Annotated in this window: 26 protein-coding genes and 1 pseudogene; 14 read left to right on the top strand and 13 right to left on the bottom strand. The window is 68.0% G+C overall.

Annotation, left to right across the window (positions count from 1 at the left end; all coding sequences use genetic code 11):
* Positions 1-2: 2 nt before the first annotated feature.
* The gene (secG, locus tag FPZ11_RS02280; protein WP_146318029.1) at positions 3-248 is read left to right on the top strand and encodes a preprotein translocase subunit SecG; all 246 of its coding nucleotides are present in this window, start codon (positions 3-5) and stop codon (positions 246-248) included.
* Positions 249-293: 45 nt separating this feature from the next.
* Positions 294-662, top strand: coding sequence for an RNA polymerase-binding protein RbpA (locus FPZ11_RS02275; RefSeq protein WP_146318027.1), 369 nt, complete (start codon positions 294-296; stop codon positions 660-662).
* 107 nt (positions 663-769) lie between these two features.
* Here FPZ11_RS02275 and pgl read toward each other — a convergent pair whose 3' ends face one another.
* From pgl to tkt, 6 genes and pseudogenes are all read right to left on the bottom strand, one after another.
* The gene (pgl, locus tag FPZ11_RS02270) at positions 770-1,540 is read right to left on the bottom strand and encodes a 6-phosphogluconolactonase (RefSeq protein WP_146318025.1); all 771 of its coding nucleotides are present in this window, start codon (positions 1,538-1,540) and stop codon (positions 770-772) included.
* Entirely contained in the window at positions 1,537-2,502 is a 966-nt protein-coding gene (locus tag FPZ11_RS02265; protein WP_146318023.1) for a glucose-6-phosphate dehydrogenase assembly protein OpcA, read from the bottom strand. Before FPZ11_RS02265 ends, pgl begins: the two co-directional genes overlap by 4 nt.
* Positions 2,503-2,515: 13 nt before the next feature.
* Entirely contained in the window at positions 2,516-4,054 is a 1,539-nt protein-coding gene (gene zwf / locus FPZ11_RS02260; RefSeq protein ID WP_146318022.1) for a glucose-6-phosphate dehydrogenase, read from the bottom strand.
* Positions 4,055-4,072: 18 nt separating this feature from the next.
* Positions 4,073-5,687 (bottom strand): annotated as a pseudogene (locus FPZ11_RS02255) (phosphoglucose isomerase-related protein).
* The gene (gene tal, locus FPZ11_RS02250) at positions 5,684-6,811 is read right to left on the bottom strand and encodes a transaldolase (protein WP_146318020.1); all 1,128 of its coding nucleotides are present in this window, start codon (positions 6,809-6,811) and stop codon (positions 5,684-5,686) included. The pseudogene FPZ11_RS02255 and the gene tal overlap by 4 nt, the downstream one beginning before the upstream one ends.
* 44 nt (positions 6,812-6,855) lie before the next feature.
* Positions 6,856-8,949: a transketolase gene (tkt, locus tag FPZ11_RS02245; protein WP_146318018.1), complete on the bottom strand. Its 2,094-nt coding sequence runs from the start codon at positions 8,947-8,949 to the stop codon at positions 6,856-6,858.
* A 381-nt stretch (positions 8,950-9,330) separates the two neighbouring features.
* Here tkt and FPZ11_RS02240 point away from each other — a divergent pair, with 381 nt between their 5' ends.
* The 9 genes from FPZ11_RS02240 (at position 9,331) to FPZ11_RS02200 (ending at position 16,990) form a co-directional block, all read left to right on the top strand.
* On the top strand, positions 9,331-10,251 hold the full coding sequence (locus tag FPZ11_RS02240; RefSeq protein ID WP_146318016.1) for a heme o synthase: 921 nt from the start codon (positions 9,331-9,333) through the stop codon (positions 10,249-10,251).
* Between the two features lie 2 nt (positions 10,252-10,253).
* Entirely contained in the window at positions 10,254-11,243 is a 990-nt protein-coding gene (locus FPZ11_RS02235; protein WP_246846484.1) for a COX15/CtaA family protein, read from the top strand.
* A gap of 26 nt (positions 11,244-11,269) precedes the next feature.
* Complete coding sequence (locus FPZ11_RS02230; protein ID WP_146318014.1) at positions 11,270-12,037, top strand: carbohydrate ABC transporter permease; 768 nt, start codon at positions 11,270-11,272, stop codon at positions 12,035-12,037.
* A 59-nt stretch (positions 12,038-12,096) separates the two neighbouring features.
* Positions 12,097-12,783: a DUF899 domain-containing protein gene (locus FPZ11_RS02225; protein WP_146318012.1), complete on the top strand. Its 687-nt coding sequence runs from the start codon at positions 12,097-12,099 to the stop codon at positions 12,781-12,783.
* Between the two features lie 179 nt (positions 12,784-12,962).
* The gene (gene sufB, locus FPZ11_RS02220; protein ID WP_146318010.1) at positions 12,963-14,381 is read left to right on the top strand and encodes a Fe-S cluster assembly protein SufB; all 1,419 of its coding nucleotides are present in this window, start codon (positions 12,963-12,965) and stop codon (positions 14,379-14,381) included.
* Between the two features lie 2 nt (positions 14,382-14,383).
* On the top strand, positions 14,384-15,520 hold the full coding sequence (gene sufD, locus FPZ11_RS02215; RefSeq protein ID WP_146318008.1) for a Fe-S cluster assembly protein SufD: 1,137 nt from the start codon (positions 14,384-14,386) through the stop codon (positions 15,518-15,520).
* Positions 15,517-15,843, top strand: a complete 327-nt coding sequence (locus FPZ11_RS02210) for a non-heme iron oxygenase ferredoxin subunit (protein WP_146318006.1) — start codon at positions 15,517-15,519, stop codon at positions 15,841-15,843. The genes sufD and FPZ11_RS02210 overlap by 4 nt, the downstream gene beginning before the upstream one ends.
* 3 nt (positions 15,844-15,846) lie before the next feature.
* Positions 15,847-16,653 carry a Fe-S cluster assembly ATPase SufC gene (gene sufC / locus FPZ11_RS02205; RefSeq protein ID WP_146318004.1) on the top strand — a complete coding sequence of 269 codons (807 nt, stop codon included), beginning with the start codon at positions 15,847-15,849 and terminating at the stop codon, positions 16,651-16,653.
* A gap of 4 nt (positions 16,654-16,657) precedes the next feature.
* On the top strand, positions 16,658-16,990 hold the full coding sequence (locus FPZ11_RS02200) for a metal-sulfur cluster assembly factor (protein ID WP_146318002.1): 333 nt from the start codon (positions 16,658-16,660) through the stop codon (positions 16,988-16,990).
* Between the two features lie 290 nt (positions 16,991-17,280).
* Here the strand turns inward: FPZ11_RS02200 and FPZ11_RS02195 are convergent, their stop codons facing one another.
* The 5 genes from FPZ11_RS02195 to FPZ11_RS02175 are packed head-to-tail and all read right to left on the bottom strand — an operon-like array spanning position 17,281 to position 22,189.
* The gene (locus tag FPZ11_RS02195) at positions 17,281-18,189 is read right to left on the bottom strand and encodes a siderophore-interacting protein (protein ID WP_146318000.1); all 909 of its coding nucleotides are present in this window, start codon (positions 18,187-18,189) and stop codon (positions 17,281-17,283) included.
* Entirely contained in the window at positions 18,179-19,045 is an 867-nt protein-coding gene (locus FPZ11_RS02190; RefSeq protein WP_146317998.1) for an ABC transporter ATP-binding protein, read from the bottom strand. The genes FPZ11_RS02195 and FPZ11_RS02190 overlap by 11 nt, the downstream gene beginning before the upstream one ends.
* On the bottom strand, positions 19,042-20,073 hold the full coding sequence (locus FPZ11_RS02185; protein ID WP_146322634.1) for a FecCD family ABC transporter permease: 1,032 nt from the start codon (positions 20,071-20,073) through the stop codon (positions 19,042-19,044). Before FPZ11_RS02185 ends, FPZ11_RS02190 begins: the two co-directional genes overlap by 4 nt.
* A gap of 32 nt (positions 20,074-20,105) precedes the next feature.
* Positions 20,106-21,152 (bottom strand): FecCD family ABC transporter permease, encoded by a 1,047-nt coding sequence (locus FPZ11_RS02180; RefSeq protein ID WP_146317996.1) that lies wholly within the window; start codon positions 21,150-21,152, stop codon positions 20,106-20,108.
* Positions 21,152-22,189, bottom strand: a complete 1,038-nt coding sequence (locus FPZ11_RS02175) for an iron-siderophore ABC transporter substrate-binding protein (protein WP_168203713.1) — start codon at positions 22,187-22,189, stop codon at positions 21,152-21,154. The genes FPZ11_RS02180 and FPZ11_RS02175 overlap by 1 nt, the downstream gene beginning before the upstream one ends.
* Positions 22,190-22,354: 165 nt before the next feature.
* Here FPZ11_RS02175 and FPZ11_RS02170 point away from each other — a divergent pair, with 165 nt between their 5' ends.
* The 3 genes from FPZ11_RS02170 to FPZ11_RS02160 all read left to right on the top strand — a co-directional run bounded on the left by FPZ11_RS02170 (position 22,355) and on the right by FPZ11_RS02160 (position 25,275).
* On the top strand, positions 22,355-23,953 hold the full coding sequence (locus FPZ11_RS02170) for an ABC-F family ATP-binding cassette domain-containing protein (protein ID WP_146317994.1): 1,599 nt from the start codon (positions 22,355-22,357) through the stop codon (positions 23,951-23,953).
* Between the two features lie 202 nt (positions 23,954-24,155).
* The gene (locus tag FPZ11_RS02165) at positions 24,156-24,719 is read left to right on the top strand and encodes a TetR/AcrR family transcriptional regulator (RefSeq protein WP_146317992.1); all 564 of its coding nucleotides are present in this window, start codon (positions 24,156-24,158) and stop codon (positions 24,717-24,719) included.
* Positions 24,720-24,804: 85 nt separating this feature from the next.
* Positions 24,805-25,275, top strand: coding sequence for a hypothetical protein (locus FPZ11_RS02160; protein WP_146317991.1), 471 nt, complete (start codon positions 24,805-24,807; stop codon positions 25,273-25,275).
* On the opposite strand, the gene FPZ11_RS02155 is transcribed toward FPZ11_RS02160, so the two are convergent.
* Both FPZ11_RS02155 and FPZ11_RS02150 read right to left on the bottom strand, forming a co-directional pair.
* Complete coding sequence (locus FPZ11_RS02155) at positions 25,253-25,486, bottom strand: hypothetical protein (protein WP_146317989.1); 234 nt, start codon at positions 25,484-25,486, stop codon at positions 25,253-25,255. The two genes, FPZ11_RS02160 and FPZ11_RS02155, sit on opposite strands and share 23 nt — an antisense overlap.
* A complete protein-coding gene (locus FPZ11_RS02150; RefSeq protein ID WP_146317987.1) occupies positions 25,483-25,818 on the bottom strand; it encodes a DUF3099 domain-containing protein in 336 nt (111 codons plus the stop codon). The genes FPZ11_RS02155 and FPZ11_RS02150 overlap by 4 nt, the downstream gene beginning before the upstream one ends.
* Between the last annotated feature and the right edge of the window lie 60 nt (positions 25,819-25,878).

Below are 25,878 nucleotides of genomic sequence, written 5' to 3'. Positions count from 1 at the left end.
TCGTGCAGATTCTCACGGTCGTTCTCCAGGTGTTGCTCGGCATCACGAGCCTCCTGCTGACCCTCCTCATCCTGCTGCACAAGGGTCGCGGCGGCGGCCTGTCCGACATGTTCGGCGGCGGCATGACGTCCAACCTCGGAGCCTCCGGTGTGGCTGAGCGCAACCTCAACCGCATCACGGTCGTTCTCGGTCTGGTCTGGATCGCCTGCATCGTGGTGCTTGGACTCATCACGAAGTTCAGCGCGTAGCGGCGCCCCCGCAGTCCGCTACGCCCCGCGATCAAGGAGTTTTTCATGGCATCAGGCGGCAGCGCGATCCGAGGATCACGAGTCGGATCCGGACCGATGGGGGAGCAGGACCACGGCTACCACGCCGAACGCGTCGCAGTGCACTACTGGGACGCCCTCGGCAACGAGACCGTGCGCTACTTCGCGGCGAACGTGCCGGCAGAAGAGATCCCCGACACCATCGACTGCCCGACCTCGGGTCTTCCCGCCGGGCGCGACAAGGAGAATCCGCCCGCCGTGGCGAAGCTCGAGCCCTACAAGACGCACCTCGCCTACGTGAAGGAGCGTCGTACCGACGAAGAGGCCGAGCAGTTGCTCGAGGATGCCCTGCAGCAACTTCGCGCCCGACGCGGCCGGCTGACTCCCGTCAAGTGACGACGGCCGGCCTCTGACAGACGAGAAAGGCGGCTGACGACCCGTGCAGGGTTGTCAGCCGCCTTTCTCGTCGTCCGTCGAACGTCGTCCGGTGACGATCGAGCGTGTCAATAGTCCTGAGCGATCAGCCTCTCGGGAACCTCTGCCGAGGCATCCCTGTCGACGAAGAACACGGTGCGCTTGCGACCCTTCGCGCCCGCGGCGGGCACCTCGGTGTAGCTGGCGCCCGCCAGGGCGAGACCGAGCGCCGATGCCTTGTCGGAGCCGGAGAGCACGAGCCAGATGCGTGCAGACGCGTTGAGCACCGGCCTGGTCAGACTGAGGCGCTCCGGCGGCGGCTTGGGGGAGTTGCGCACCGCGATCACGGTGCGCTCCGTCTCCCTGATCCCCTCGCGGTCGGGGAACAGCGACGCGATGTGCCCGTCGGGTCCGACGCCCAGAAAGGTGATGTCGAACCGGGGCGCCGCGAGCTCGTCTCCGCCGAACGAGGCGAGCTCCGACGCATAAGCGTCGGCCGCTTCGTCGAGCGAGAGGCCGCCATCTGTGGAAGGGAAGGCGTGCACGTTGCCGGCCGGAACATCCAGCCCATCGAGGAGCGCCTCCCTGGCCTGCTTCTCGTTGCGGTCGTCCGACGCGCCGGCGACCCAGCGCTCGTCGCCCCACCAGAAGTGCACCTTCGACCAGTCGAGGGCGTCGCGCGCCGGCGACGTCGACACCGCGGCGAGCACGGCGATCCCGACGGTGCCTCCGGTGAGGCAGACGTGCGCGACGCCCCTGTCCCGGATGACGTCGGCGGTCTTGGACAGGAACCGTGCAGAGACGGACTCCACGAGGGCGTTCTTGTCCGGGTAGACCAGCACGCGGCGTTCGTTGCTCATCGTGCTGCCGCTCCCCGTTCCTCCGCTTCCAGGAGCGGCAGGCCCTGCGTCAGCACACGGCCGTACAGCTCGTCGGGGTCGAGCCTGCGGAGCTCCTCCGCCAGACAATCACGCAGATTGCGGCGGGGGAGTGCCAGGTCGTGCGTCGGCTGGCCCGGCTCGGACAGCGTCGCCACGTCGGGCATGTCGCGAACGAGCTCGACGGTGCCCGAGGCGCGCTTCAACTGCACCCCGTGGATGCCGCTGAGTCCGCGCTGGCGGGCCGTCAGGTCGTGCTGCACTGGGGCATCCAGCTGAAGTCGCAGCCAGGCGGCGAGCAGCACCGTCGACGGGGAATCGGGAGCACCCGACACCTCGACCGACTCGATCGGCTCGTATGGCGGCTGATCGAGCACGGCGGCGAGCTGCGCCCGCCACAGCGTGAGCCTCGTCCACGCGAAGTCGGTGTCGCCCGGCGCGTATGTCTCGGCGAGGTGCAGAAGGGCCTCGTGCGGGTCGCCGGATGACGACGAGTCGGTGATGCGGCAGGTGGCGATGCGGCCGAGCGCAGAGGTGGACACGACGTCGGGCGCTGACCCAGGCCACCAGACGACGACGGGCGCGTCGGGCAGCAGCAGCGCCGTGACGAGACCCTCCTCGTCGCTGGCGGTCTCGCCGTAGGCGCGCAGCACGATGACCTCGCTCGCGCCGGCATCGCCGCCCACCCTGATCTGTGCGTCGAGCCGGCTGCCGGCATCCGCGTGCGGGTGGTCGGGTGCGGCCGTCGAGACCACGATGACGCGCATCGGGTGCTCGCGCGAGGCCTCGTTCGCCGCCTCGATGACCTCTTCTTCTTGACCGAGCCGCGTGGCGATGATCAGCGTCAGCACGCGGCCGAGGGCCACGGCGCCGCCCTCCTCGCGGATCTTGATCAGGGTCTTCGAGACCTGGCTCGTAGTCGTGTCGGGCAGATCGACGATCACTGTGTTCTCCTGTTCATGGCCGTCGCCAGGTGCGGCCGTCGCGAGCAAGAAGCTCGTCGGCGGATGCCGGGCCCCACGTTCCGGGTCGGTACTGCTCGGGTGCGCCGTGCGATGCCCAGAACTTCTCGATCGGGTCGAGGATCTTCCACGAGAGCTCCACCTCCTCATGGCGCGGGAACAGCGGAGGGTCGCCCAGCAGCACATCGAGGATGAGCCGCTCGTACGCTTCGGGGCTGGCCTCGGTGAAGGCGTGGCCGTATCCGAAGTCCATGCTCACGTCGCGCACCTGCATGCCCGCGCCCGGCACCTTCGACCCGAACCGGATCGTGACGCCCTCGTCGGGCTGCACCCTGATGACCAGGGCGTTCTGACCGAGCGCCGAGGTCTGGCTCTCCGCGAAGAGCTGCTGGGGCGCGCGCTTGAACACCACGGCGATCTCCGTGACGCGGCGGCCGAGGCGCTTGCCGGCACGCAGGTAGAACGGAACGCCCGCCCACCTGCGGGTGCCGATGTCGAGCTTGATGGCGGCGTACGTCTCGGTGGTGGACTGCGGGTTCATGCCGTCTTCCTCGAGGAAGCCGACGACCTTCTCGCCGCCCTGCCATCCGCTGGAGTACTGCCCGCGGGCCGTCGCGGTCGCGAGGTCCTTCGGCAGCCGCACAGCCTTGAGCACCTTCTCCTTCTCGGCACGCAGGTCGGCGGCGTCGAACGAGACCGGCTCTTCCATGGCGGTGAGGGCGAGGAGCTGGAGCAGATGGTTCTGGATGACGTCGCGCGCGGCGCCGATGCCGTCGTAGTACCCGGCACGGCCCCCGACGCCGATGTCCTCGGCCATCGTGATCTGCACGTGGTCGACGTAGTTCGCGTTCCAGATCGGCTCGTACAGCTCATTGGCGAAGCGCAGCGCAAGGATGTTCTGCACCGTCTCCTTGCCGAGGTAGTGGTCGATGCGGAACACCGAGTCCGCCGGGAACACCGACTCGACCACCTTGTTGAGCTCGCGGGCGGTCTGCAGGTCGCTGCCGAACGGCTTCTCGATGACGACCCGGCGCCAGCCCTTCGCCTGTTCGGCCAGTCCCGAACGACGCAGCTGCTCGGTGACCAACGGGAACGCCTTCGGCGGAATCGACAGGTAGAAGGCGTGGTTGCCCATCGTTCCGCGATCGCGGTCGAGCTCGTCGACGGTCTTCTTGAGCCGTTCGAACGCCTCGTCGTCGTCGAACTCGCCCGAGACGAAACGGATGCCCTGGGCGAGCTGCCGCCACACCTCGTCTCTGAACTCCGTGCGGGCGTGCTCCTTGACGGCGTCGTAGACGACCTTCTCGAAGTCCTCGTCCTCCCAGTCGCGGCGGGCGAACCCGACGAGCGCGAATCCGGGAGGCAGAAGCCCCCGGTTGGCCAGGTCGTAGACGGCCGGCATCAGCTTCTTGCGCGACAGGTCGCCCGTCACGCCGAAGATGATGAGGCTGCTCGGCCCGGCGATGCGATTGAGCCGGCGGTCTTCCGGCACTCGCAGCGGATTGTGTTCCGCGGTGATCTCCACCGGTGACATGTGTCTCCTCGTGTCAGGTCAGTCGTCGACGTCGCCGAACAGCGTCTCGATGTTCGCGTACGGTTCGGTCAGCGTGAGCGTGAGAACGGGACGGCCGTGCTCGGCGAGCACCGCGGCGTCCCCCTGCGGCCTGAGCGCTGATGAGCTGGCCGAAAGTGGACGGACGGTCGGGAACCTGCAGGTCCGCAGGCTCCTGCGTGAGAATCTGCAGGAACACGCCGACAGCGGGTCCGCCCTTGTGGAACTGTCCCGTCGAATGCAAGAACCGGGGACCCCAGCCGAACGTGACGGGACGCTTCGCGCGAGCGGCGAGCAGATCGCGGATGCCGGCGAGCTGCGGCAGCTCGACGCGGTCGGCGTACGCCTGAACGGCGACGTACCCATCGGCGGGCAGCTGCGCCAGCAGCGCGCCGAGGGCATCGTCGACGGTTGAGACGTCGACGAGCAGTCCCGAGTCGCCGCGCACCTCGATGCCGGCGTCGGTGAAGGCCGGAGCGACGGGTTCGGGTCGGGCGTCGAGCAGTCCACGCGTCGCGGCCTTCGCGGACTCCACGTCGGGCTGATCGAACGGATCGATCCCGAGCAGACGTCCGGCCACCGCGACCGCGTACTCCCAGACGAGGAACATCGCGCCGAGCGTGCCGGAGACGAGGATCTCGCCCTCGTGCCGGTCGGCAGGCAGCAGGTGGTGAGCTGTCGCATTGTCGACGAGTCGCACGATCTGCAGGTCGGGCAGGCTCTCGTCGAGCTCCGGGGAGACCACGTCGAGCACGACGGGCAGCAGGCCCTTGCCCTGCTTGCCCGTCGACTCGGCGATGAGCTGTTCCGCCCAGTCCGCGAATCCCACGATGTGCGTGCCGTCGGCGATGATGCCGAGCTTGTCGCGCAGCGGATCGGTGCCGGCGATCGCAGCACCGAGGATCAGCCCCGGGTTGGTCTCGTCGTCGATCGCCAGCTCCAGCGAGATGGTCTCCGCCTCTTCGAGCAGCTCTTCGATGTCGAAGCCGGCGAGACCGGCGGGCACCAGGCCGAAGGCCGTGAGAGCCGAATATCGGCCGCCCACGTTGGGATCTGCGTTGAAGACGGTGTAGCCGGCCTCGCGCGCCGAGGCATCCAGCGGCGATCCCGGATCGGTGACGACGACGATGCGCTCCGCCGGGTCGATGCCTGCGTCGCGGAACGCCTTTTCGTACGTGCGCCGGTGGCTGTCCGTCTCGACGGTGGAGCCGGACTTCGACGAGACGACCAGCACGCTCGACGCGAGCCTGTCGTTCACGGCGGCGAGCACCTGGCCGGGGTCGGTCGTGTCGAGGATGGTCAGCTCGAGGTTGCCGGTTCTCGTGATGACCTCAGGGGCGAGCGACGAGCCGCCCATCCCGCTGAGAACGATGTGGTCGAGGCCGGCCGCGAGGTGCTTCTCACGCAGCTCGACGATCTGCGGGACGAGCGGCCGCGAGAGGGCGACAGCCTCGGTCCAGCCGAGCCGAATGGATGCCTCCGCCTCGGCATCCGCCCCCCACAGCGCGGGATCCTGCGCGGTGATGCCGGAGGCGACGAGGTCTTTCACGAGCACGGGGACGTGCCGCCCGACCGCCGCCTCCGCCGCGCCGGAGACATGGATCTTGAAGCTCACCGCGCGGTCTCCGCCGCGGACGCCTGCGAGAGCGCCTGGGACACCGTGTCGAGCAGTTCGCCCCACGAGACGATGAACTTCTCCACGCCCTCGTCTTCGAGCAGCTGCGTCACCTCGTCGTACGAGATGCCCTGCGCCGCGATGGCGTCGAGCACGGCGTTCGACTCATCGTAGGTGCCCTCGATGGTGTTGCCGGTGACCTCGCCGTGGTCGAACGTCGCCTCGAGCGTCTTCTCCGGCATCGTGTTCACCTCGTCGGGGGCGACGAGAGTGGTCACGTAAAGCGTGTCGGGGTAGGACGGGTCCTTGACGCCGGTCGACGCCCACAGCGGTCGCTGCTTGTTGGCGCCTGCGGCCAGCAGCACCTTCGCCCGCTCGGAGTCGAACGCCTGCTCGAAGACCTGGTAGGCGAGGCGGGCGTTGGCGACAGCGGCCTTGCCCTTGAGCGCGAGCGCCTCCTGCGTGCCGATCGCGGTCAGCCGCTTGTCGATCTCGGTGTCGACGCGCGAGACGAAGAACGAGGCCACCGAACGGATGCCCGACAGGTCGATGCCCGCCGCCTTCGCCTGTTCCAGTCCGGTCAGGTAGGCGTTGATCACCTCCCGGTAGCGCTCGAGCCCGAAGATCAGCGTGACGTTGACGCTGATGCCCACCGCGGTCGCGGCCGCGATGGCTTCGAGTCCCTCTGCCGTGGCGGGGATCTTGATCATGGCGTTGGGCTTGTCGACCTTGGCCCACAACTGCTTGGCCTGAGCGATGGTTCCGGCCGCGTCGTGCGCGAGACCCGGCTCGACCTCGATCGAGACCCGGCCGTCGGTGCCGCCCGACGTCTCATATACGGGGGCGAACACGTCGGCAGCGTTGCGCACGTCCGTCGTGGTGATCTCGAAGACGGCCTCATGCACGTCTTTGCCCGCCGCAGCGAGCGCGCGCACCTGCTCGTCGTACGCCTCGCCGTTCGACAGCGCGTTGGCGAAGATCGTCGGGTTGGAGGTGACGCCGACGACGTTGCGGGTGTCGATCAGGTTCTGCAGCTTGCCGGAGCCGACGAGCTCGCGCGACAGGTCGTCGAGCCAGATGCTCACGCCCTCGGCGGCGAGTTTCGCGGTGCTGGATTCGGTCATGTTTCTTTCGCCTCTTCTTCTCTTCGTCTTCACTCGATCGCTCGCTACTGAGCGGCGATCGACTCCTTGGCTGCGGCGATGACCGCGTCGGTCGTGATGCCGAACTTCTCGAACAACGTCTTGTAGTCGGCGGAGGCGCCGAAGTGCTCGATCGACACGCTGCGGCCCTTGTCGCCGATGTAGGGGCGCCAGCCGAGGGCGCGACCGGCCTCGACCGAGACACGGGCGGTGACGGATGCCGGCAGCACCGACTCCTTGTACTCCGCGCTCTGCTCCTCGAACCACTCGAGGCTCGGTGCCGAGACGACGCGAGCGTTCACGCCGTCGGCCTTCAGCGCCTCGCGCGCGTTCACCGCGAGCTGCACCTCGGAACCGGTGGCGATGATGATGACGTCGGGGGAGCCGTTCGCTGCATCGGCGAGCACGTACGCACCCTTGGACACGTTGGCGGCCGACGCGAAGGTGTCGCCGGACGCCTCGCCGTCTCCGCGCTCGAACACCGGGATGTTCTGCCTGGTGAGCGCGATGCCCGCTGGGCCGCCGCGGCGCTTCAGGAGCTCGAGCCACGCGTAGGCCACCTCGTTCGCGTCGCCGGGACGCACCACGGTGAAGTTCGGGATGAGACGCAGCGTGGTCAGCTGCTCGATCGGCTGGTGCGTCGGACCGTCCTCGCCGAGCGCGACGGAGTCGTGCGTCCAGACGAAGATCGACGGGACGTTCATCAGTGCGGCAAGGCGCAGCGCCGGGCGCTGGTAGTCGCTGAAGATGAGGAAGGTGCCGCCGAAGGGACGGGTCGGTCCGTGCAGCACGATGCCGTTGAGGATGGCGGCCATCGCGTGCTCGCGAATGCCGAAGTGCAGAACACGGCCGTACGGGTTGCCCGACCACTCGTGCGTGGAGCGCTCGGTCGGAACGAAGGATGCCGCCCCCTCGATGGTCGTGTTGTTCGACTCGGCGAGGTCGGCCGATCCGCCCCACAGCTCGGGAACCACGGGGGCGATCGCGTTCAGCACCTTGCCGCTCGCGGCGCGGGTGGAGACATCCTTGCCCGCCTCGAAGGCCGGAAGAGCGGACTCGACGCCGTCGGGCAGCTCCCCGGTCAGCAGCCGGTCGAGCAGCGCCTTGCGCTCCGGGTTCGCCGCGGCCCACGCGTCGAACCCGACCTGCCACTGCGCGCGCTCGTCGGCGCCGCGCTCGATGGCCTTGCGGGTGTGCTCGATGACCTCCTCGGCGACCTCGAAGGTCTGCTCCGGGTCGAAGCCGAGCACCTCCTTGACCGCGCGCAACTCGTCGGCGCCGAGCGCGGAACCGTGGATCTTGCCGGTGTTCTGCTTCTTCGGGCTCGGCCATCCGATGATGGTCTTCAAGATGATCAGCGACGGCTTGTCGGAGACCGCCTTGGCGGTCTCGATGGCGTCGAACAGCTCCTGCACGTCTTCGACGTACTGGCCGGTCTTCTTCCAGTCGACGACCTGCACGTGCCAGTGGTACGCCTCGTAGCGCTGCTTCACGTCTTCGGTGAAGGCGATGTTCGTGTCGTCCTCGATGGAGATCTGGTTGCTGTCGTAGATGACGACGAGGTTGCCGAGTTCCTGGTGGCCGGCGAGCGACGACGCCTCGGAGGTGATGCCCTCCTCAAGATCGCCGTCGCTGGCGATCACGTAGACGAAGTGGTCGAAGGGGCTGGTGCCCGCGTCGGCTTCCGGGTCGAACAGACCGCGCTCGTAGCGACTGGCGTAGGCGAAGCCGACGGCCGACGACAATCCCTGGCCGAGCGGCCCTGTCGTGATCTCGACGCCGTCGGTGTGGCGGTATTCGGGGTGGCCCGGCGTGAGCGAGCCCCAGGTGCGCAGCGCCTTGAGGTCGTCGAGCTCGAGCCCGTAGCCGCCCAGATAGAGCTGCACGTACTGCGTCAGCGAGCTGTGGCCCGCCGACAGGATGAAGCGGTCACGGCCGAGCCAGTGCTGGTCCTTCGGGTCGCGACGCATCACGCGCTGGAACAAGAGGTAGGCGGCAGGGGCGAGGCTCATCGCCGTGCCGGGATGCCCGTTGCCCACTTTCTCCACGGCGTCCGCCGCCAGGATGCGAGCGGTGTCGACTGCCTTGTTGTCAATGGGATCCCACTGCAGAGCTGCCACTTGAGACTGACCCTTCTCGTATTCGTCGGTGCGAACGAGGGGCCGCATCAGGACCCCGCACCTGTGGTGGTAGTGCGCGCCCGGACGTCTTCGGCACCCGTGCACACGGGAAGTCTGGCGTCCGATCAACGGGCGCCGGGCATACGTGTGCACCGACAGGCGAGCACTGACAAGTATAGGGAGATCGCCAGAATCCAGCGGGCGGAAGCCTGCCGCCGCTGTGGCGTCCCCACAAACCGTGCGACCGCGGATGCCACGGGGGAGGAACCGCTTCGGGCCGCCTGCATCGCACGCTCGCGACCGTCCTCCCGCCCGGTCTTCCAGGGCGCGAACGAGCGATAGACTCGAATGTCGTCGAGTGTCACGAGGCGAAGAGGAGTAATGGACGTAGCCGCTGAGAGCCGGCCGATACCGGCCAGGATCGGATTCCGGCGCAAGTTCGCCGCCTACGTCGCGTTGACGAAGCCGCGCGTGATGGAGTTGCTGCTCGTCACCACCATTCCGGTGATGTTCCTCGCAGCCGGCGGTGTGCCGAATCTGTGGCTCGTCGTCGCGACGGTCATCGGCGGCGCCATGAGCGCGGGGTCTGCCGCGGCCTTCAACTGCTACATCGACCGTGACATCGACAAGATCATGGCGCGCACCAAGAAGCGTCCTCTCGTCACCGGCGAGCTGACGCCGCGCGAGGCCCTCGTCTTCTCCTGGACACTGGCCGTGGTCTCCACGGTGTGGCTCTACCTCACGACCAACTGGCTCGCCGCGGCACTGTCGGTCACCGCGATCCTCTTCTACGTGCTCATCTACACGCTGTGGCTCAAGCGCCGCACGCAGCAGAACATCATCTGGGGTGGTATCGCCGGATGCTTCCCCGTGCTCATCGGATGGGCTGCGGTCACCGAATCCCTGAGCTGGACGCCATTCATCCTGTTCGGCGTCGTGTTCCTGTGGACGCCCCCGCACTACTGGCCGCTGTCGATGCGCTACCGCGACGACTACAAGTCGGTCGGCGTGCCGATGCTGGGCGTCACCCGCGGCCGTGCGGCCGTCGGCCTGCAGGTCATCCTCTACGCGTGGGCGACCGTCGCCTGCTCGCTGCTGCTCATCCCGGTCGCGCACATGGGCCTGGTCTACACGCTCACCGCCCTGGCTGCCGGCGTGTGGTTCGTCTACGAGACGCACCGCCTCTACTCCCTCGCCATCCGGCACGAGAACCCCTCGCCCATGCGCGTCTTCCACGGCTCGATCACGTATCTTTCGCTGCTGTTCGTGGCCATCGCCGTCGACCCGCTGCTGCCGTTCTGACCGTGACGATCCAGACTCCGCTCGGCTGGCTCGCCGACCGCTACACCCTCTCGCCCCGCTCCCTGCGGTGGGCGGCGACCGCCTCCCTCGTGGTGAGCATCCTCATCGTGGTGGGCGGCGGCATCGTGCGCGTGACCGGATCGGGGCTCGGCTGCCCGACGTGGCCCACGTGCGACACGACCTCGCTCGCACCGACGCCGGCCATGGGCATCCACGCCGTCATCGAGTTCTCCAACCGCATGCTGACCGTGCTGCTGAGCATCACCGTCGCGTGGACGATCATCGCGGCCCGGTTGCAGAAGCCGCGAGTGCGCAGCATCACGAGGCTGGCGTGGTCGCAGTTCTGGCTCGTGGTCGCGAACGCCATCGCGGGCGGCATCAGCGTGTGGACGGGCCTCAACCCGTACGTCGTCGCCTTCCACTTCCTCATGGCGATGGGCCTGCTCACCACCACGACGCTCACGTGGCACCGCGTGCACGAGAAACCGGTGTCGGCGGATGCCGTGCGCGCGATCACGGCTCCGGCCAAGGCGCTGAGCTGGGTGCTCGTCACCCTCACCGCCGTGCTGATCGCGGTCGGAACGCTCGTGTCGGGTTCGGGCCCGCACTCCGGCGACTCCGCCGATGTGCCGCGCATGGCGTTCGACTGGATCGACATCACGATCGTGCACGGCGTGCTCGGCACTGTCACGTTGCTCGTCGCGATCGTGCTCGCCGTCGTGCTGTGGCGATCCCGTGCCCGAACACCGCTGCTTCGCACCGTGACGTACGTGGCCGCCGTCGTGGTGCAGGCGGTCGTCGGGCTCGTCCAGGCCCTGACCGCGCTGCCCGACGCGCTCGTCGTGATCCATCTGCTGCTCGCGGCGATGGTGTGGGTCGGCGCGCTGCGCGTGCTGCTCGACGTCAACCCGGGCATGCTGCCCGGCGTGCACCTCGCGGCGGCACGTGCCGAGGAATCCGTGGCGGCGCCAGAGACCCAGACGGCGGCGTGACCCTGAGGGCGCGTGCGGTGATCGCCATGGCGGCTCGCACGCTCGCCCTCATCGCGATCACCGCGCTGGTCGTCAGCCCTCTGCTTCCGACGCTGACCGCGGCCTTCGTGCCGGGCGCACCCGGATCCGCCGGACCTGGCGGCCCGCTCGCCGGACTCGTCGCGACCTTCCGGTTCACTCCGGCGTTGCAGTGGCTGGGCAACAGTCTTCTCGTCTCGATCGCCACGACAGTCGTCGCGATCGCCGTGGGCGCGCCCGCGGCCTATGCGCTCTCCAGGGCTCGCGGCAGATTCGTCGCCGGATACTCGCTCGTGCTGTTCGTCGTGCAGTCGCTGCCCGTCGTCGTGCTCGTCATCCCGCTCTTCGTGCTCTTCGCCGGGGCCGGTCTCGTCGACTCGCTCGGCGGCATCACCCTCGTCTACATCGGCCTGTCGCTGGCCGTGGCGATCTGGATGCTCACCGCCACGATCGACAGCGTTCCCGTTCGGCTCGAGGAGTCGGCCTGGCTCGACGGCTGCAGCGTGTTCGGCAGCTTCGTGCGCATCGTGCTCCCCGGGTCGTGGCCCGGCATCGTCTCCGCCGCGATCTACAGCTTTCTCCTCACGTGGAACGACTACATCGTCGCGCTCGTCTTCATCAAGTCGAACGCGCTCTACACGCTTCCGATCGGCTTGCAATCCGCACGCACGCCGGGGCTCATCCTGGTGATCGTGCTGCCGCCTCTGGTGCTGTTCGGCGTGCTGCACCGCTTCTTCAACGTCGGCGGCATCGCCGGCTCTCTCGCCGATCGCTGAGCCGAGGCCGTCGTCCCTCCTTGTTACGGTGGCCCGAAGACCGAACGAAGGAGAGCGACATGACAGCGCTACCGCCCGTGGTCGACCGGCAGGCCTGGCAGCACGAGCTCGACGCCCTGCGAGCGCGTGAGAAGGCGGCCACCAGAGAACTGGATGCGATCGCCGCGCAACGACGGCGCCTCCCCATGGTGCGCATGCCCGACTACACGCTCGACGGTGAGAACGGACCGGTGCGCCTGGTCGACGTGTTCGAGGGCGCCGCCCAGCTCATCGTGTACAACCACATGTGGTTCGCTGGCGAAGAATGGCAGTGCTCCGGCTGCACCGGGTTCACCTCCCAGTACACACGCCTCGAGTTCCTGAAGCCGTACGACGCACGTTTCGTCATCGTGACGCAGGGTCCGATCGATGAAGCCCTCGCATACAAGCGCAAGGTCGGCAACCGCATGACCTGGTATTCGACGGCGAACAGCCCGTTCGGCGCGGATGTCGGCGCTCCGGCAGGCGGGGGATACGCCGTCAACGTCTTCCTTCGCGACGGTGACGACGTCTACCGCACGTGGCACACCGACGGCCGTGGCACAGAGCAGCTCGCGTACACGTTTCCGCTCATCGATCTGCTGCCGTACGGCAGGCGAGAGGCCTGGCAGGATTCCCCCGATGGCTGGCCGACGGGCGAGCCGGCGGGCGCCAGATGGGGATCGTCGCGAGACATCGCACAGGCCTACGGCCCGAGCGACGACTGAGCATTCTCCCTGGGGTGCGTCGCTCCCTGTAGAATCGAGTGGTTCAGGGAGTGCACCGTTGCCACTCCATCGCCATCCGCACAATCCGTGCCTCGGTGCCAGCGACCCGCGCTGGCACGAATCGTGGTCGGAGCCGGTCTGAAGCCGGTTACGGGCGGCAGGAAAACGAGGTAATCACAATGTCAGACGTTCTCATCGACCGTCCTGAGCTCGCCGGCCTCGGCCAGTACGAGTTCGGCTGGGCCGATTCAGACGTGGCGGGGGCGAGTGCCCGACGCGGTCTCTCCGACGAGGTGGTCCGCGACATCTCCGCCCTCAAGAACGAGCCGGAATGGATGCTCCAGCGCCGCCTCAAGGCGCTCCAGCTCTTCCAGCGCAAACCGATGCCGACCTGGGGAGCCGATCTCTCCGAGATCGACTTCGACAACATCAAATACTTCGTGCGCTCCACGGAGAAGCAGGCGCAGAGCTGGGAAGACCTGCCGGAAGACATCCGCAACACGTACGAGAAGCTCGGCATCCCGGAGGCGGAGCGTCAGCGCCTCGTGGCCGGTGTGGCCGCGCAATACGAGTCGGAGGTCGTCTACCACCAGATCCGTGAGGACCTCGAGGCCCAGGGCGTGATCTTCCTCGACACCGACACCGCGCTCAAGGAGCATCCCGAGTTCTTCGAGGAGTACTACGGCACGGTCATCCCTGCCGGCGACAACAAGTTCGCGTCACTGAACACGGCCGTCTGGTCGGGCGGCTCCTTCGTCTACGTGCCGAAGGGCGTGCACGTGGAGATCCCGCTGCAGGCCTATTTCCGCATCAACACGGAGAACATGGGTCAGTTCGAGCGCACGCTGATCATCGCCGACGAAGACAGCTACGTGCACTACATCGAGGGCTGCACGGCGCCGATCTACAAGTCGGACTCGCTGCACTCCGCGGTCGTCGAGATCATCGTCAAGAAGAACGCCCGAGTTCGCTACACGACCATCCAGAACTGGTCGAACAACGTCTACAACCTGGTCACCAAGCGTGCCATCGCACACGAAGGCGCCACCATGGAGTGGATCGACGGCAACATCGGTTCCAAGGTGACCATGAAGTACCCGTCGATCTACCTGGCGGGGGAGCACGCCAAGGGCGAGACGCTCTCCGTGGCCTTCGCCGGCCCCGGCCAGCATCAGGATGCCGGCGCCAAGATGATCCACATGGCGCCGCACACGCAGTCCTCGATCGTCTCCAAGTCCATCGCCAGAGGCGGCGGACGCGCGGGGTACCGCGGCGAGGTGCGGGTCGAGAAGGATGCCCACCACGCGGCGAACACCGTGCGGTGCGACGCGCTGCTGGTCGACACCATCTCGCGCAGCGACACCTACCCGGCCATCGACATCCGTGTCGACGACGTGCAGCTCGGCCACGAGGCGACGGTGTCGCGCGTGAGCGAGGAGCAGCTCTTCTACCTGATGAGCCGCGGCATGCCCGAAGACGAGGCGATGGCCATGATCGTGCGCGGATTCATCGAGCCGATCGCCCGCGAGCTCCCCATGGAGTACGCGCTCGAACTCAACAAGCTCATCGAGATGGGCATGGAAGGATCTGTGGGCTGACGATGACGATCACTGAGACCGAACCCAGGTTCGTTCCCGTCCAGACCCGATCCGAGCGCTTCAAGTCCACCGACGTCGCCGACTTCGACGCGGTCACCGGCCGCGAGGCGACGTGGCGCTACACGCCGGTCGCCCAGATCGCCGCGCTCCTCGAGCCCGGCATCGACGGCTCGCGCTACGACGTGCAGTTGGCGTCGGCCGGCGGTGTGACGACCGCGTGGGTCGCACGCGACCACGCGCTCGTCGGAACGGCCGGCCAGCCGGAGGAGCGGGCATCCGCCAACGCGTGGAGCTCGTTCGACGAAGCGCTGCTGGTCACCGTCGCCGGCGACGCGGGCGAGGCCACGCTCACGCGCTCCGCGCTCGGCGCCGCCCCGCGCGCCGCGCACACCGTGATCCACGCCCTGGCCGGCAGCTCGGCGACGCTCATCCTGCGCAACGCGGGAGAGGCGACCATCACCGAGAACGTCGAGGTGGTGCTGGAGCAGGGCGCGCAGCTCACGCTCGTGAGCGTGCAGGAGTGGGCCGACGACGCCAGGCAGGTGTCGACGCACTTCGCGTCCGTCGGCCGCGATGCCCACCTCAAGCACGTGCTGGTCACGCTCGGCGGCGCGTTCGTTCGACTGAACCCCTCCGTGCACCTCGCCGGTCCGGGTGCCGAGATCGAGGCGTACGGCGCGTACTTCGCCGACGCCGGACAGTACATCGAGCACCAGGTGTACGTCTTCCACGACGAGCAGCACCAGCGCAGTCGCGTGACGTACAAGGGTGCGCTGCAGGGGGCATCCGCCCACACGGTGTGGATCGGTGACGTGCTGATCGGCCAGAATGCGGTCGGCACCGACAGCTACGAGCAGAATCGCAACCTCGTGCTCACCGAGGGCGCGCGCGCCGATTCGGTGCCGAACCTCGAGATCGAGCTCGGCGACATCCTCGGCGCAGGCCACGCCAGCGCCACAGGGCGCTTCGACGACGAGCAGCTGTTCTACCTGCAGTCGCGCGGCATCACCGAAGACGAGGCTCGGCGCCTCGTCGTGCGCGGGTTCCTCGTCGAGATCGTGCAGCAGATCGGCTCGCCCGAACTCGAGGAGCACCTGCAGCAGGCGATCGAGGCAGAGCTCGCCGGCGGCGAGCGATGACCGCCGAGCGCGTGTGCGCCGAGTCCGAGATCTCGGTCAGCGAGGCCAGACGCGTCGTGCTGGGCGGCATCCCGATCGCCGTGGTCAAGGACTCCGCCGGTGAGGTCCACGCGATCGGCGACACCTGCACGCACGGCGACATCTCGCTGAGCGAGGGCTTCGTCGAAGACGACGCCATCGAATGCTGGGCGCACGGCTCCCGGTTCTCGCTCACCACGGGCAAGCCGCTCAATCTGCCGGCCTATGAGCCGGTCCCCGTTTTCACCGTCGAGATCATCGACGGAGACATCTTCATCGACCCGACCATCACGAAAGCCAACTGACTCATGTCAACACTCGCCATCCGCGACCTGCACGTCACCGTCGAGACCGATCAGGGCACCAAGGAGATCCTCCGCGGCGTCGACCTGACGATCAACACGGGTGAGATCCACGCCATCATGGGCCCGAACGGATCGGGCAAGTCCACGCTCGCATACACCATCTCCGGCCACCCGAAGTACACCGTCACGCAGGGCAGCATCACCCTCGACGGCGAAGACGTGCTGTCGATGACCGTCGATGAGCGCGCCCGCGCCGGCCTGTTCCTCGCCATGCAGTACCCGGTCGAGATCCCCGGTGTGACCAACACGAACTTCCTGCGCACCGCCAAGACCGCCATCGACGGCGAGGCCCCGAGCATCCGCACCTGGACCAAGGACGTCAAGACGGCCATGTCCAACCTCAAGATGGACTCGTCGTTCGCGGCGCGCAACGTCAACGAGGGCTTCTCCGGCGGCGAGAAGAAGCGCAACGAGATCCTCCAGCTCGAGCTGCTGAAGCCGAAGTTCGCCGTGCTCGACGAGACCGACTCCGGCCTCGACATCGACGCGCTGAAGATCGTGTCGGAGGGCGTCAACCGCGCCCACGACAACACCAACCTCGGCGTGCTGCTCATCACGCACTACACGCGCATCCTGCGCTACATCAAGCCGCAGTTCGTGCACGTCTTCGTCGCCGGCCGCGTGGCGGAAGAGGGCGGCCCCGAGCTGGCCGAACAGCTGGAAGAAGAGGGCTACGTGCGCTTCGTCGACGAGAGCGAGTCCGACACCGACGCCGTCCTGCCCGACGACGAGACCGCGAGCGTAGGCTGACGCCATGCCCGTCATCTCCCTCGATCCCGCGCTCTACGACCAGGTCGAGGACGCGCTCAAGGACGTGATGGACCCCGAGCTCGGCGTCAACGTCGTCGACCTCGGACTCATCTACGACCTCAACTGGGATGACGAGAACGACGCTCTCGTCATCTCGATGACGCTGACCAGCGCCGGATGCCCGCTCACCGACGTGCTCGAAGAGCAGACCGGCGAGGCGCTCGACGGCGTGGTGGAGCGGTTCCGCATCAACTGGGTGTGGATGCCGCCGTGGGGCCCGGAGCGCATCACCGAAGACGGTCGCGACATGATGCGGGCACTCGGCTTCGCCATTTAGTTTCGTGCGCGGGCGCCCCAACCCGCGCACCGCAGTCGAGTCGAGCACACGGTTGCGCCCGGCGGCGTACACGCCGCCGCCTCTTCGAGCGGGTCCCGTCATGCAGATGGTGCGCGGGCACGCTGCGCTATTTCGTGCGCGGGCACCCCAACCCGCGCACCGCAGTCGAGTCGAGCACACGGTTGCGCCCGGCGGCGTACACGCCGCCGCCTCTTCGAGCGGGTCACGACGGTCACAAGGCGCGGCGCCCGACCCGCGCACCGCAGTCGGGTGATCGAGACGGCGTGCGGTCAGATTTCGGCCTTGCCCAGCCGCCAGTAACCCATGAACGCGACAGCACGCCTGTCGACGCCGTGCTCGTTCACCAGGTGGCGCCGGAGCGCCTTGATTCCGGCGGACTCCCCGGCCAGCCAGGCGTAGAGCGGGGCACTCTTCAGCGCGGCCCCGCCTTTCGCGGTGCGCGGAACCTCCCAGATCAGATCATCGAGTTCCTCGACGTGACCGCCTTCGCCTTCGGGCGCGAGCCCCCTCACCGCGTGCCGCACCGCGCTCAGGAGATGCTCGTGACGGGGCATATCGGCACGGGGCGCGACCCGGTATTCGAAGCCCGGATGGGTGGGGAGGTAGTCGACATCGTCGGCGTGCGGCACCTCGAGCACGACGACGCCGCGCGCGTCGGCGGGCAGCTGCTCGAGGATGACGGCGATGGCGGGCGCCGCCGTCTCGTCGCCGGCGAGCAGATGGTTCGTCGTGTTCGCCGGAGGCACGAAGTCCACGCCGAGGCTGACTCCGCTGTGCGCCGTCGTCGGAGCGAAGATCAGCACCTCGTCCCCAACCTCGGCACGCGCGATCCACGCCGACGCGGGACCTGACACGTCGTGCGACACCATGTCGATGTCCACCTCGGCGCGCTCATGACGCACGGCGCGCGTCGTGTACGTGCGGAACGGGGGCCGGGCATCCTCGGGCAGCTCCCGCCATGCCGGGTACCAGTCATCGCCGCGAGGCATGGCGTCGATGCCGACCGTGTCGGTGGGGAACACGACCTTCACGCGCTGGTCGAAACCCGGGTCCCCGTAGTCGGCGAGATCGTCTCCGCCGAACGTGAAGCGTCGAAAGCTGGGCGTGAGATCGCGGATGCCGGTGACCGTCGCGCGGAAGAACCGCATGGTCGGCTGCTCTGTCGCGTCAGCGGACATCCGTACCTCCCGCGTAGGCGAGCTCGGCTCGACGCGGTGGCTCCTCGGGAGCGGGCGCGGGGGAGTGATGCCGCCCGCGCGGGAGCACGAGCGGTGTTCCCGACACCGGATCGGGCATGACAAGGGAGTCCAACTCGAAGACGGCGCGGATCAACTCGCTGGTCATCACCTCGCTCGGCCCGCCTTCCGCCACGACCCGGCCCTCGCGCATCGCGACGAGATGGTCGGCGTATCGAGCGGCGAGGTTCATGTCGTGCAACACCATGACGATGGTGGTTCCGCGATCGCGATTCAGATCCGCAAGCAGGTCGAGCACCTCGATCTGATGGCTCACGTCGAGAAAGGTGGTCGGCTCGTCCAGGAGCAGGATGTCGGTGTTCTGCGCCAGCGCCAAGGCGATCCACACCCGTTGCCGCTGTCCGCCGGAGAGCTCGTCCACCGCACGGTCGGCGAGGTCGGTGATTCCGGTGACGGCAAGGGCCTCGGCGACAGCTTCGTAGTCCCGCTCGCTCCAGCGCGCCAGCAGCCTCTGGTGCGGATTGCGCCCTCGGCCCACCAGATCGGCGACGGCGATGCCCTCCGGCGCGACCGGTGACTGCGGAAGCAGTCCGAGCGTGCGCGCGATCTCCTTCGTCGCGCGCTGCTGCAGCGACTTTCCGTCGAGGATCACGTGCCCGGCCTTGGGAGTCAGGATGCGCGCCATCGCGCGCAGCAGCGTCGACTTGCCGCAGCCGTTGGCGCCGATGATCGCCGTGACCCGACCGGCGGGAATGGCGAGCGTGAGGTCGTCGACGACGGTGCGGTCGCCATACCCGAGCGTCAAGCGCTCGGCGGTGAGCTGATGCTGTTGTGTCACAACGAGCCTCCTGAACGGTTCATCCTGGTGAGGAGAAAGACGAGGTAGGGCGCGCCAAGCACGCCCGTGATGACGCCGACCGGGTAGCGGCCGTCGAACGCGAACTGTCCGAGCAGGTCGGAGAGCATCACGAGAAGCGAGCCGACAAGGCCGGCGGGGAGCAGCGGTGAGGCGCCGGGACCGACGAGCCGTGCCGCGATCGGTCCCGACATGAACGCGACGAAGGCGATGGGGCCCGCAGCGGAGGTCGCGATGGCCAGCAGCGCGACGGCGGCCAGCACGGCGAGGAGCCGGGTGCGGGATGCGCGCACTCCGAGTCCCTTGGCTGCATCGTCGCCCAGCTGCAGGCCGCCGAGCCCCCTGCCTTGGGCCAGCAGCACAGGTACGAGCACGACGCACGCGATGGCCAGGGGCAGAACGGCCGACCAGTCGGCACCGTTGAGGCTGCCGGTGAGCCAGCGGAGGGCTGTCTGCAGGTCCCAGGCCGCTGCCTTGGTGAGCACGTACGAGATGACGCTCTGCATCATGGCGGCGACGCCGATGCCGATGAGGATGAGCCGCATGCCGGCGAACCCGCCACGGATCGACAGCAGGTAGATGGCCGCGGCGGTGACGAGTGCGCCCCCGAGGGCGAGCAGCGACACGGCGGGTCCGTCGAGCGCGAGGATGACGATCCCGAACACGGCGGCCGCGCTCGCCCCCGCGCTGATGCCGATGACGTCGGGGGAGGCCAAGGGGTTGCGCAGCATCGACTGGAACGTGACTCCCGCGATGCCGAACGCGAAGCCCGACAGCAGACCGAGCGAAGCGCGCGGCAGGCGCAGGTCGCCGACCGTGAAGGATGCCCCTGGCACCGTCTGCCCCATGATCACCCGTGCGACCTCGACGGGACCGTAGAACGTGAGGCCCACCATCAGCGACACGGCGAACACGGCGACGACGGATGCCGCGAGCACCCCGATGACGACAGCGCGTCGGCGCAGCCGTCTCCGACGACCCGCGACGATCGTGCGCACCTGCACGGCCATCGGCGACGTGCCCGTCCCGACAGTTGAGACGCTCACAGTGCACGCACCTTCTGCCGGCGGACGATCCAGATGAAGAACGGCGCTCCGATGACGGCCGTGACGATGCCCACGTCGATCTCCGACGGACGGGCGACCAGCCTGCCCAGCACATCCGCACCCACCAGCAATGCGGCACCGCCGAGCGCGCTGAACGGCAGCAGCCAGCGGTGGTCCGTGCCGATGAGAAGCCGGAACACGTGCGGCACGACGAGCCCGACGAAGCCGATCGGACCGGCGATGGCCGTCGCCGCCCCGCACAGGATCACCGCGCCGACCGAGGAGACCAGCCGGGTGCGGAGCACGTGCACACCGAGTCCCGTTGCGACATCGTCACCGAGAGCGAGCGAGTTCATCCCGCGCGCCATGACGACGCACACGACGGCGCCGACCAGGAGCATCGGTGCGATCATGGCGATGCCGCCCCAGGTGGCGCCGCCGACACCGCCGATCTGCCAGAACCGGAACGACTCGACGATGTCCACTCGGGGCAGCAGGATGGCGCTCACCAGCGAGGTGAAGGCCGCCGCGATCGCCGCCCCGGCCAGCGCCAGCTTGAGCGGCGTGGCGCCGCCCGCGCCGATCGATCCGACGGCGTACACGAACACGGCGGCGACGGCGGAACCCGCTATCGCGACGAACACGTACGCGAAGGGCGATGACATCCCGAAGAACGCGATGCCGATCACGACGGCGAGGGATGCGCCGCCGGTGACGCCGAGGATGCCCGGGTCGGCCAGCGGGTTGCGCGTGACCGCCTGCATGGAGGTTCCGGACATCGCCAGGGCGGCACCGACCAGCAGCGCGAGAACAGTGCGTGGCAGGCGGGCGGCGACGGCGGCACGCGCGATGGTGCTCGTGTCGCCGCCGACGCCGGCCGCGATGTCGTGCAGCGACACCGACCGCACTCCGAACGCCACCGAGGCGGCGCACAGTGCCGCGATGAGCACCAGCATCGCGACGATCCAGATCACGCGCATCCCCGCCGAGCGACGAAGGCGCGCGACGACGGGCCGCGCCCCGCGGGCGACGGTCGTGGTCATTACTGCTTGAGCGCCTTCGCGAGCAGAGCGAAGTAGTCGTCGATTCCCCAACCGATCGACAGCGCCGATGGGTTCGCCGAGGCGGCGAGCGGGGTGTTGTTCTTCAACACGGCGATGTGACCGGCCTTGATCGCCGGGATCTTCGACAGCAGCGGATCGGACTGCAGGCTCTTGATCTCCTCTGCGGCATTGTCGCCGTAGGTGACGAAGAGGTCGACGTCGTCGAAGCGATCCGCTTGCTCGGCGCTGACGGTGACGTAGTACTCCTTCGTCTTCTTCGACTCCTCCTTCACGATGGTCGGCACGGGAAGTCCGAGGCTTTCGAGGAACCCCGGGCGCGTGTCGTTGCTGGTGTAGAAGCCGATCTTGCTGTGGTCCTTGGGGTCGATGTAGGAGAACAGGATCTTCTTGTCCTTGAGCACGGAGTACTTGTCGAGCGCGGTGTTCACTTCGGAGTGCAGCTTCGTGATGAGCTTGTCGCCCTCCGCACCGAGGCCGATCGCCTTCGAGTCCATGCGGATCGTGTCCTCGTACGAGGTGCCCCACGCGACCTTCGGGTATGCGATGGTCGGCGCGATCTTCGAGAGCGTCTCGTAGTCCGACTTCGTCAGTCCGGAATAGGCGGCGAGGATGACGTCCGGGTGCGTGTCTGCGACGGCCTCGAAGTCGATGCCGTCCGTCTCGTCGAACAGCGTCGGGGTCTTCGCGCCGAGCTTCTTCAGCTGGTCCTCCACCCACGGGTACACGCCGTCACCGTCGTCGTCGCCCCAGGTCGCCTTCGCCATGCCGACGGGCGTCACACCCAGCGCGAGCGGAACCTCGCCGTTGGACCACGCCACTGTCGCCACGCGCTTCGGTTTGGACTCGATGGTCGTCGAGCCGTACACGTGTTTGATCGTCACCGGGAACGCTGCATCGGACGACGCGGAGCCCACCTTCTCGGACGCGGCGGTGGAGTCGCCGGAGCATCCGGTCAGCAACAGGGCGGCAGCGGTGATGACCGCGGCTGCGGTGGCGAGGACTGTGCGTCGTGGCACGAAGATCTCCCTTTCGAGTGAGGTAAGGCAATCCTTACTAATGCGTGAGGTAAGGCAACCCTAACAGGATCGTGCGGGCCTTCAGGATGCGCTCGGTCGGATACCCTTGATGGGCGCCTTCGCGCACTCACCTCACCGCCCACCCGACAGAACTGGACCACGCCTGTGCTCGCCGTGCACGATCTCGAGATCCGCGTCGGCGCTCGCACCCTCATGTCGGGCGTGACGTTCCGGGTGCAGCCCGGCGACAAGATCGGGCTCGTCGGACGCAACGGAGCGGGCAAGACGACGCTCACGAAGGTGCTCGCCGGCGACCTGCTGCCCAGCGACGGCCGCGTCGAGCGGTCGGATGATCTCGGCTATCTGCCGCAGGACCCGCGTACCGGCGACCCCGAGATGCTGGCGCGCACGCGCATCCTCGATGCCCGCGGCCTCGGCTCGCTCGCCATCGGCATGCGCGAGGCCTCCGAGCAGATGGCGTCCGACGACGCGGATGCCGCGGCGAAGGCCATGCGGCGCTACGGCAACCTCACCGAGAGGTTCGAGTCCCTCGGCGGGTACTCGGCCGAGGCGGAGGCCGCGTCCATCGCGCACAACCTTTCGCTGCCCGACCGCATCCTCGACCAGCCGCTGAAGACGCTTTCCGGGGGCCAGCGACGTCGCATCGAACTGGCGCGCATCCTCTTCTCGGATGCCGACACCATGATCCTCGACGAGCCCACGAACCACCTCGACGCGGACTCGGTCGTGTGGCTTCGCGAGTTCCTCAAGGGCTACAAGGGCGGCCTCATCGTGATCAGCCACGATGTCGAGCTCGTGGGGGAGACCGTCAACCGCGTCTTCTACCTCGACGCCAACCGCCAGGTCATCGACATCTACAACATGGGCTGGAGGGCCTACCAGTTGCAGCGTGCGGCCGACGAGGAGCGCCGCAAGAAAGAGCGCGCCAACGCGGAGAAGAAGGCGTCTGCACTGCAGGCCCAGGCCGCCAAGTTCGGGGCGAAGGCCACGAAGGCCGCCGCAGCCCATCAGATGGTCGCGCGCGCCGAACGGCTGCTCAGCGGCCTCGACGAGGTGCGCCAGGAAGACCGCGTCGCCAAGCTGCGATTCCCGACGCCCGCAGCGTGCGGGCGCACGCCGCTGATGGCATCCGATCTCTCCAAGAGCTACGGCTCGCTCGAGATCTTCACGGCCGTCGATCTTGCCATCGACCGCGGCTCCAAGGTGGTCGTCATCGGGCTCAACGGTGCCGGCAAGACCACCCTTCTGCGCATCCTCGGCGGAATCGACGTGCCGGACACCGGCCAGATCGAGCCGGGCCACGGCCTGCGCATCGGCTACTACGCGCAGGAGCACGAGACCATCGACGTGGCGCGCAGCGTGCTGCAGAACATGGTCTCCAGCTCGCCGAATCTCACCGAGACCGAGGCACGCAAGGTGCTCGGGTCGTTCCTCTTCACCGGCGATGACGTGCACAAGCCCGCCGGCGTGCTCTCCGGCGGCGAGAAGACCCGTCTCGCCCTGGCCATGATCGTGGTCTCCGGCGCCAACGTGCTGCTGCTCGACGAGCCGACGAACAACCTCGACCCGGCCAGCCGCGAGCAGATCCTGGATGCCCTCGCCCACTATGAGGGCGCCGTCGTGCTGGTCTCGCACGACCCCGGAGCCGTCGAGGCGTTGAACCCGGAGCGCGTGCTCATCCTCCCCGACGGTGTCGAGGACCACTGGAACGCCGACTACGCGGAGCTCATCGCGCTGGCTTGATTTGTGCGCCCGCCCGGCGCACCGCAGTCGACCGCTCAAGGCAGTTGCGAACGGCGCCGTCAGGGCCGCCGCCTCGTAGAGCGAGCCGCGATCCGAGACGGGCGCCGGTCCCCACCCGGCGCACCGCACTCTTGCGCCCGCGTTCTAACAGTGTTAGAACTGTTCTAACGACGTTAGAACACCGTCCGGAGGAGAGCTTCGAATGTCACCGGCACAGCGCATCGAACGGTCCGCCATCGTCTCGGCCGCGTTCGAGATCCTCGACACCGAAGGGTTCGACCGACTGACGATGCGTGCGGTCGCCGCCCGGCTCGGGGTCCGGGCCGCGTCCCTGTACTACCACGTGGCGAACAGGAACGATCTGCTGCGGCTCGTGGCGGAGCAGGTCGCGGTCGATGCCACGGCGGGACTGGGCGAAGCGGGGGAGTGGCGAGTGCTCTGCACAGACATCTGCACCCGCCTGCGAGCGACGCTGCGCGCGCATCCCGGTGCGACGCACGTCGTCGCCGTCAACGAGGTCTCACCCGAGGTGTTCGAACGGATCGTGCCGGTCGTGCTGTCCGCGTTCCACGACGGGCTGGCGATCTCCGACACCGACGCTCTCTACCTCGTGCAGTCGCTGTACGTGCTCGTGGCGGGTCTCGCGCTCGCGGAGTTCGGCAACGCACCCCAACCGCCTGCGGCGCCGCGCGACTACTACGACGCGTGGTTCCAGCTGTCCGTCGACACGATGCTCGACGGCATCCGGGCCCGATTCGCGCGATAGCGCGAAAGCACTTCCGCCGCGGTCGCACCTGCGATCGCCCCTATCGTCGCGCCAACGGGCGCGTCAGCAGAAAGGAAGCACCACCATGCCCATCGCCGCCCTCATCACCCTCGCCGTCGCCCTCGCGTACTTCATCGTGACCACGACCGCCGACCTGTATCCGTTCAACAACACCCGCGAAGCGACGGCAGAGGAGAAGCGCGCCGAGCTGCTCGTGAACGTGCCGATCCTGGCCGCGCCGATCGTACTGCTCGTGCTCGGCTGGACGCTGTCGCTCCCCGTCCTCGCCGTCATCGGCGGCGCGATCGAGCTGATCGCCGCGATCGGCGGACTGCTGCTCTGGTGGATGCCCTACCTCGCCGGCGTCACCATGCCGTGGGCCACCGCGGGTGCAGGGCTCACCTGGGACGACCTGCACCAGCGCACGTACGCGCACACGGTCATCGTGCTGCCGCGCATCGGCGACCGTCCCAGGCCGAACCTCGAGCACATGATCCTGCACGCGCTGTTCATCGTGGCCGGAGTGCTCACGATCATCGCGGCGACGACCCTGTGAGCGGCAGCACCTCGAGGGGGAACTCGCGCGCACCGAGAAAGTCTCGCAGGTAATCGACGTGCTCGTCGCAGGCCAGCCAGGTCTTGCGGCGAGTTTCGTCGTGGATGCGCGGGTTGCGCCAGTCGATGCGCCAGACCGCGTCTGCCGAGCATCCGGCACGCGAGCAGACCGGAATCTCCGGACCGCCGCCGAGTGCGTCGAGGAGGCTCACGCCGTCGGATCCTGGTTCTCGGCCGTCGAGCTGTTCGACGACGGTCCCGGCGCGGCGTCGCCCTCCATCCACGTGCCGTCGGCCAGCCGCACGATGCCGCCCGGCCGTTCGGGAGCTGCCGGCTTGGAACGCGCCACGTTGGCCACCACCACGGCGAAGTACGGCAAGAAGATCGCGCCGGCAGCGGGGATCAGAAGCCACCAGCCACGCACCCAGATCAGGGAGATCAGACACAGAACACGGATCGACATCATGATCGTGTACTCGAGCATGCGGTGGCCACGGTCGGCCGCAGGCGCGGGCGGCAACGACGTGATCGACTCGTGCTTCATGGGGGAGGGCTCCTGAGCTGGAGGGCTTCTGCACTCCGACCCCAGCCTACGTGGCCTGCC

It is taken from the genome of Humibacter ginsenosidimutans, from assembly GCF_007859675.1.
Classification (GTDB): domain Bacteria; phylum Actinomycetota; class Actinomycetes; order Actinomycetales; family Microbacteriaceae; genus Humibacter; species Humibacter ginsenosidimutans.
This window is presented reverse-complemented; position numbering and strand designations above follow the sequence as displayed.